Genomic DNA, 6,850 nt, shown 5'->3' with positions numbered 1-6,850 from the left:
TCTCCGTGAGCTGTTCGGCGAACTCGTCGACGTGCTCTTTGATCTCCTCGCCGGCGTCCTCCGGGGAGAAGGAGTCGGACATCGTCAGCAGGCGGACGAACGCCCGGAGCTCCTCGTCGGTGAGCTCCGCGAACTCCTCGTCTTCCAGCTTCGAGACGACCTCGTCCACGTCGATCTGGCCGACCGGTTCGACGTTGAACTCCACGTTGACCATCCGGTAGTTCGACCCCGCGAGCCGCTGTTCGGCCTTGCCGACGCCCTCCGAGAGCATGTCCTTGAACGGCGTGTGGTAGCCCATCGTCCCGAGGTGGAGGAACGCGAGCATGTCGGTGATCCCCTGCGTGTACGCCTCCCGGTCCTCGTCGTCGGGGTCGAAGACGGTGTTCAGGTCGCGCTCCTCCATGCACTCGAACAGGATGCTGAAATCGAGGATGGCGTTTCGGACCCTCCGCCGGATCCGGTTGCGCTTCTGTTTCCGCGAGTGGTCCGTGTAGTCCGTCTTCCGTCCGAGCAGAAAGTCGCGGTCGGAGGGCGTGAGGATCCCGCGCGGCCGGTCCGCGTCAGCCGCCGCCTCGAGCGACTCCGGCACGTCGTCCTTGCTCATGGCTGCACTACCGGGTGCAAACGGATTAACAGTACTGGTCCGTGGGGTCGGTGGGCGCCACAGCCGTCCGATTCCGGCGCCCGCGGGCGTCTGTACGAGGTCGACTACGGCCGTCTGCGCGAGAGCTCGACGGCGGTCTCCGCCAGCAGCGTCGCGCCGATCCCGAGGCTCGCCTCGTCGACGTCGAAGGTGGGCGTGTGGTGGCTGGTCGGATGGTCGGTCCCGACGAGGATGTAGGAGGCGAGGCCGCCGTTGTTCTGGACGCGCTGCATCAGGTACGTCCCGTCCTCGCTGACGCCGAACTCCTCCGACGGGATCACACGGTCGACGCCCTCGACCTCCCACGCGACGTTCCCGACGAGGTCCCGGAGCGCGGGGTGGCTGTCGACCCGCGGCGACTCGCTGATCATCCGGGGCGTCACGTCGCAGTCGTGCATCTCTGCGGCGGCGTAGAGCACCCGCTCCAACTCGGTCCGCGTGTACTCCATCAGCGCGGTCGTCTCGCCGCGGACCTCGGCTTCCAGCGTCACCTCCTCGGCGATGACGTTGCTCGCGGACCCCCCCTCGATGCGGCCGACGTTCACGCGCGTCGACCCGTCGCGGTGGCGGGGGATCGCGTAGGCGTTCTGGATCGCCGCCGAGGCGGCCTGCATGGCGTTTGCCCCCTCGTTCGGCGCCTTGCCCGCGTGGGCGCTCGCGCCCTCGAAGGTCGCGGTCAGGTGTGCCATCGCCAGCGGCTTCTCGATCCCCGCGACCACCTCGCCGGTCGGGTGGTCCAGGCCGATGTGGAGCGCCAGCAGGTAGTCCACGCCGTCGAGGTGCCCGCTCTCGGCCATCGCCTTCCCGCCGCCGGAGATCTCCTCGGCTGGCTGGAAGAGGACCTTGAACGTCCCCTCGAACGCGCTCGCCTCGACCGCCTCCAGTGCCCCGAGCGCCATCGCGATGTGCGCGTCGTGACCGCACGCGTGCATGTACCCCTCGTGTTCGGAACGAAACCCTTCCGCGGCCGGGCGGTGGGTCGCGTCGTCCGACTCGTGCATCGAGATCCCGTCAAGGTCGACGCGGACCGCGACGCAGGGGCCCTCGCCCCGCGAGAGCGTCGCCACGACGCCGGTGTGGCCGCCCGCGGTCCGGTCGAGGATGTCCTCGCGGACGCCCGCCCGGCGCGCCCGGTCGAGCCACGGCTCGATGTCGGCCTCGTCGGGGACGGCCATCCGATCGTCGGTCGCCAGCGCCTCGCGACCGACCGCGATCTCGTCGACGCCGATCCGCTCCAGCTCCTCGACGACGCGGGCGGTCGTCCGGAACTCGCGCCAGCCGGGCTCGGGATGGCGATGGAACGCGCGCCGGAGATCGCTCAACCTGGCCTGTACGTCGTGGGACATTCGTCCCGTCTCAAAGCGGTCGGGGTACTTAACGGTAGTCACAGGTCGCCGGACGGAGCGGGGGGTCCGTTCCCGGCGGGCGCTCAGTCCTCGCTCAGGACCCCCTCCGCGACCGCCATGTCGTCCACGTCGGGGTCGTCCGCGGACTCCCGGAGGACGAACCGCTTGCGGACGAGGTCCGCGGCGTAGATGGCGGTCCCGAGGATGAGCAGCGTGTCGCCCGGGAGCCGCGCCCAGAACAGGTTCTGGACCATCGGCCGCGAGTAGAACGCCACGCTCCGGGCGACCGCGTAGCTCTCGGTGAAGGCGGCTTCCAGCTGGATGAAGCCGACCGGCAGCACCGAGACGAACACCATCAGCGCCAGCCCGGCGTTCCAGCACCAGAAGGCGGCGCGGAGCCACGAGCCATCCCAGCGCTCGGGGTCGATGGCGATCTGCAGCATGTACGTCACCATCCCCAGCGCCAGGAAGCCGAACGCGCCGAACATCGCGGCGTGGGCGTGGCCGACCGTGAGGTAGGTGCCGTGCTCGTAGTAGTTGATGATCGGGAGGTTGATGAAGAAGCCCAACACGCCGGCGCCGACGAAGTTCCAGACGCCGGAGGCGACGATGAACAGGAACGGGAGCCGGTAGGGGAACTCGCCGTCCGTCGTCATCGCGTCGTACTGCCCGAGCGCCTCGTAGAGGATGAAGACGAGCGGAATCAGCTCCAGCGTCGAGAAGACGCTCCCGATCGGGATCCACGCGTCGGGCATCCCGATCCACCAGTAGTGGTGGGAGACGCCGATGACGCCGGTCCCCATCACGAGCAGCGCCTGCAGCATGACCGCCTTCTCGGCGCTGCGCCGGGAGAGCAGGTTCATCGAGACGAGCGTCAGCCCGATGATGGCGACGATGAAGAACTCGAAGGCGCCCTCGACCCACATGTGGACGACCCACCAGCGCCAGAACTCCGTGACGGCGATGTTGGTCTCGGGCGTGAACATGAACCCGGCGGTGAACAGCAGCGCGATGGAGCTACCGGCGTAGAGGATCATGTGCGCGAGCCCGTACGGCGGTTCGCGGTCGAGCAGCGGCTTCAGGCCGCGGATCGCCAGCACCGCCCACGTGAGGAACCCGGCCAGCAGGCCGGCCTGCCAGAGCTTGCCGACCTCGAGGTACTCCAATCCCTCGTTGCCGAGGACCCACCAGAGGTCCCCGAAGTAGCCGTTCGCGCCGAGCCAGATGCCGCCGAGGCCGCCGACCGTCACCACGACGACCGCGGCGAGCAGCCCGTTGACGAACGTCGCCTGCCGCTTCGGCTCGTGGCCGGTCAACAGCGCGGGGAGGAACAGCCCCGCGCCGAGCCACGTCGCGGCGATCCAGAGGATCCCCAGGTCGATGTGCCACGTCTTCGCGATGGCGAACGGGAGAATCTGGAGGATGTGGACGCCGAACACCTCCTCGACCCCGAAGAAGCCGGCCCGCTCGACGTAGAAGTGCGCCAGCAGCCCTCCCAACAGCACCTGCGCGAGGAACAGCCCCGCGGCGACCGGCACGAACCGCAGGGCGGCGCGCTGGCTGGGGAACACGCTCACGTCGCCCGGCGCGGGCACGGAGATGCCCTCGACCTCCGGTTCGGGCAGGCGGACGGAGCGGTAGAGCCAGATCCCGAAGCCGGCGCCCGCGACGAGCAACACCATGGCGATCACGCTCCACGTCATCGCGGCGCCGGTCGCGTCGTTGCCGGCGCCGGGCGCGTAGGGCCAGTCGTTCGTGTACGAGTGGTCGCTCCCCGGGCGGTCGGCGTGGGAGAACCACGCGGTCCACATCGCGAAGTCCGCGAACCGCTCGGCGTCGGCTTCCGAGTCGATCATCCCCGCGGGGACGCCGCGGTCGTGGGCGCCCTCGTGGTAGCGCTCGACGTACTCCTCGCGGACCTGCTGGTGCGCGTACAGCTCGGCCGCGGAGTAGGCGATGACGCCGCCGTCCGCGGTGCCGCTCGCGGCGGTCGTGCCGCTCCGGTCGTCGAGGTCGTTTCTGACCACCTCGGCGATCGCGGCCTGCTCGCTGTCGTCCAGTTCGGCGTAATCGCTCCCGTGCCGCTCCTGCGCGTAGTAGTCGCGCATGTGCTGGACCTTCAACTCGAGCGCGTCGGCGGTGTAGTCCTCGCCGTAGTAGGCCCCGTTGCCGAGGATGGAGCCGTGGTTCATCAGCCCGTTCCGCTGGAAGGTGCGCTTGCCGTCCCTGATCTCCTCGCCCGTGACGATCACCTCGCCGTCGGGTCCGACGACCTCCTCGGGTATCGGGGGGGCCTCCTGGTACGCGAACCAGGCGCCGCCGCCCATCACCGCGAGATTGAGGACGAACACCACGGCGATGACCTTCGCGATCGTCTTCCGTTCCAGACGCATACGGGACTATCTCCGAACGCCCGCCCTTAGGGTTCACCCGCGAGTTCTCACGCTCCGTCAACGGGTGCCGTACATGTTCGCCAACGAAGACAGGGGGACCGAGAACCGACGAATATGTGAGATGACTGCCACGGAACACTCCGCCGACGCGACCGCGGTGACCGACGAGACGCACGACAACTCCTGGTCGGCCAACCTCGAGGGGCCGGAGCACGCCGGCGACCCCGACCGAGTGGTCGAGGAGGCGCTCGACGCGATAGCGCACACGGCGCCCGGCAATCACGTCAACCTCGTCACCCACGGCGACAACGGCCACCCCGAGACGTACCTCTACGACGCGCTCGCGGCGGCCGACGGCGACGCCGGCGACCTCGAGTGGGAGTACGTCGAGCGCTGCGGCTGCGGGGGCCACGTCGTGCGCGTGTTCGTGGAGTGACACGCGCTCGCCGGTCGCTCCGGGCCCTCACTCGAAGGTGACGAGCGGTTTGATCACCCCGTCATCCTTCGACTCCATGAGATCGAACGCCCGGTCGACCTCCTCGAAGGCGAACTCGTGGGTCGTCAGGTGGGTCGGATCGACGCGGTCGTGTTCGAGCAGCCGGAGCAACCGCCGGAGCCGGAGTCGCCCGCCCGGACAGAGCGCGGTGACGATCTCCTTTTCGGCCATGCCGACGCCCCACTCCTCGCGCGGGATCGGCACGTCGTCGCCGTGCCCGTGGTAGCCGACGTTGGACACCGTCCCGCCGGGCTTCACCGCCTCGACGCACTGTTTGAACGTCTCCGCGCCGCCCAGCGCCTCGATCGCGGCGTCGACGCCGACGCCCTTCGTGTGATCCATGATGACCGCCAGCGGGTCCTCGTCCTCGAAGTCGATGACGACGTCGGCCCCGTACTGCCGGGCGATCTCCTGCCGCTTCGGGTCCGTCTCGACGGCGAAGATCCGTCCCGCGCCCTGCAGTCGAGCGCCGGCGGTCGCCATCAGTCCCACCGGTCCCTGGGCGAAGACGGCGACGTCGCCGCCGACCGGGACGGCGGCGTTCTCCGCGGCGACGAACCCCGTGCTCATCATGTCGGTCGTGTACGCCGCCGCCTCGTCGGAGATGGCGTCCGGGACGTGGGCGAGGTTCCAGTCGGCCTGGTTGACGTGGACGTACTCGGCGAAGACCCCGTCCTTCTCGTTTGCGAACTTCCAGCCGCCGAGCGGACCGTGTGACTGGGAGGGATGCCCGTCCTGTGCGGCGGCCGACCCCCAGTCGGGCGTGATGGCCCCCACGACCACCCGGTCGTCGGGCTCGAAGTCCTCCACTTCGGCACCGACCTCGCCGACGACGCCGACGACTTCGTGTCCGAGCGTGAGGTTCTCCCGCTCGCCGATCGCACCGTGGACGGTGTGAACGTCCGAGGTGCAGACCAGCCCGGTCGTCGGTCGGATGATCGCGTCGAGCGGGCCGGGTTCGGGACGGTCCTTCTCGGCGAACCCCGTCTCGCCGACGCCGTTCATCACGAACGCTCTCACCGCGGATCACCCCCGATGGCGGCCGCTCTCGTCCCGGCGATCGGCGTGCCGTTTCGCGCGGTCGCGGGCGACGGTGCCTCCATCCTCCGTGTCGTGTCTATCGAAAACACACGACCCCGTCGATGGCGCGGGGACTTTGTTAGGCGGACACCCACGCACGCCGACGCCGTCGGCGGCGGATACGCCGAGACTACTCCGGGGAGCGTCGGCCGTTCCGGCATGCCCGCCCCTCCGGAGCGGGTCGCTCCGGAGCCCTCCCGAGCGCTCGGGAGGTCCCCCGATCCGTCCGGACCCCTCTTATAACCGCTTAAACCCTCGAACGCGGTGACGACTCACATGGCGACCACCTCCGACGCGACGGACGACGCGCCCGGCGGCGGGGACGGACTCGCGGCCGCACGGCGCGCGCTCCGCGTCGAACGGCGCAAGATCGTCGACGAGCGGGAGGCGTTCGAGGCGTTCCGCGACAGGCTCGGGCGTATCGCCGCCGAGGCGACACCCGCACGCGGTCCGCCGCTCCGGTACCGCGCGGACCCCGCGGGGCGGGGCCTCCGTGCCGTGAAGGTCGCCTACGAGGAGACGGTGATGAGCGTCCCGCATTTCGTCGACGACTACGACGAGACGTACGAGGCGAGCGTCGAGGCCGAGTTCGGCGCCGACCTCGCGCTGGTCCTCACCGGCAGATCCGCCCTCGACGACCGCTCCAAGCGGACCCTGATCGACCGTACGGAGACGGCCATCGAGGAGCGCGAGGTGTTCCTCGAGACGCTCGACGCGGAGGCGGACTCGCTCGACCGTTCCGCGTCCGCGCTCGCGCCCTTCCGCGAGGCGGTCGCGGACCTGGCCGCCGGCTCGCACGGAGACCGCGACTTCGGCGCGCTCGACGCCCGCCGCGCGCAGGTGCCGGTGCTCCGCCGGAAGTGCGACGCGATCGCCGCCCGGCGGCAGGCCG

6 protein-coding genes are annotated in these 6,850 nt (G+C 69.9%); 2 read left to right on the top strand and 4 right to left on the bottom strand.

What is annotated here, in order from left to right; translation table 11 throughout:
* From AN233_RS11800 to AN233_RS11790, 3 genes are all read right to left on the bottom strand, one after another.
* The coding region (locus tag AN233_RS11800) for a hypothetical protein (protein WP_058366982.1) at positions 1 to 604 on the bottom strand (604 nt) is incomplete at its 3' end.
* A 104-nt stretch (positions 605 to 708) separates the two neighbouring features.
* Positions 709 to 1,989: an amidohydrolase gene (locus AN233_RS11795; RefSeq protein WP_058366981.1), complete on the bottom strand. Its 1,281-nt coding sequence runs from the start codon at positions 1,987 to 1,989 to the stop codon at positions 709 to 711.
* A gap of 83 nt (positions 1,990 to 2,072) precedes the next feature.
* The gene (locus tag AN233_RS11790; RefSeq protein ID WP_058366980.1) at positions 2,073 to 4,382 is read right to left on the bottom strand and encodes a nitric-oxide reductase large subunit; all 2,310 of its coding nucleotides are present in this window, start codon (positions 4,380 to 4,382) and stop codon (positions 2,073 to 2,075) included.
* 121 nt (positions 4,383 to 4,503) lie between these two features.
* Here AN233_RS11790 and AN233_RS11785 point away from each other — a divergent pair, with 121 nt between their 5' ends.
* Complete coding sequence (locus AN233_RS11785; protein ID WP_058366985.1) at positions 4,504 to 4,818, top strand: CGCGG family putative rSAM-modified RiPP protein; 315 nt, start codon at positions 4,504 to 4,506, stop codon at positions 4,816 to 4,818.
* Between the two features lie 27 nt (positions 4,819 to 4,845).
* Here the strand turns inward: AN233_RS11785 and AN233_RS11780 are convergent, their stop codons facing one another.
* Positions 4,846 to 5,898 (bottom strand): zinc-binding dehydrogenase, encoded by a 1,053-nt coding sequence (locus AN233_RS11780; RefSeq protein WP_058366979.1) that lies wholly within the window; start codon positions 5,896 to 5,898, stop codon positions 4,846 to 4,848.
* Positions 5,899 to 6,234: 336 nt separating this feature from the next.
* Between AN233_RS11780 and AN233_RS17410 the strand changes: the two genes are divergently transcribed.
* Positions 6,235 to 6,850: DUF7260 family protein (locus AN233_RS17410; protein WP_058366978.1), on the top strand; the 616-nt coding region annotated here is incomplete at its 3' end.

Origin of the sequence: Haloparvum sedimenti, from assembly GCF_001462205.1 — an archaeon.
Taxonomy (GTDB): domain Archaea; phylum Halobacteriota; class Halobacteria; order Halobacteriales; family Haloferacaceae; genus Haloparvum; species Haloparvum sedimenti.
The sequence above is the reverse complement of the archived record's forward strand: the minus strand, read 5'-3'. Positions and strand labels throughout refer to the sequence as shown.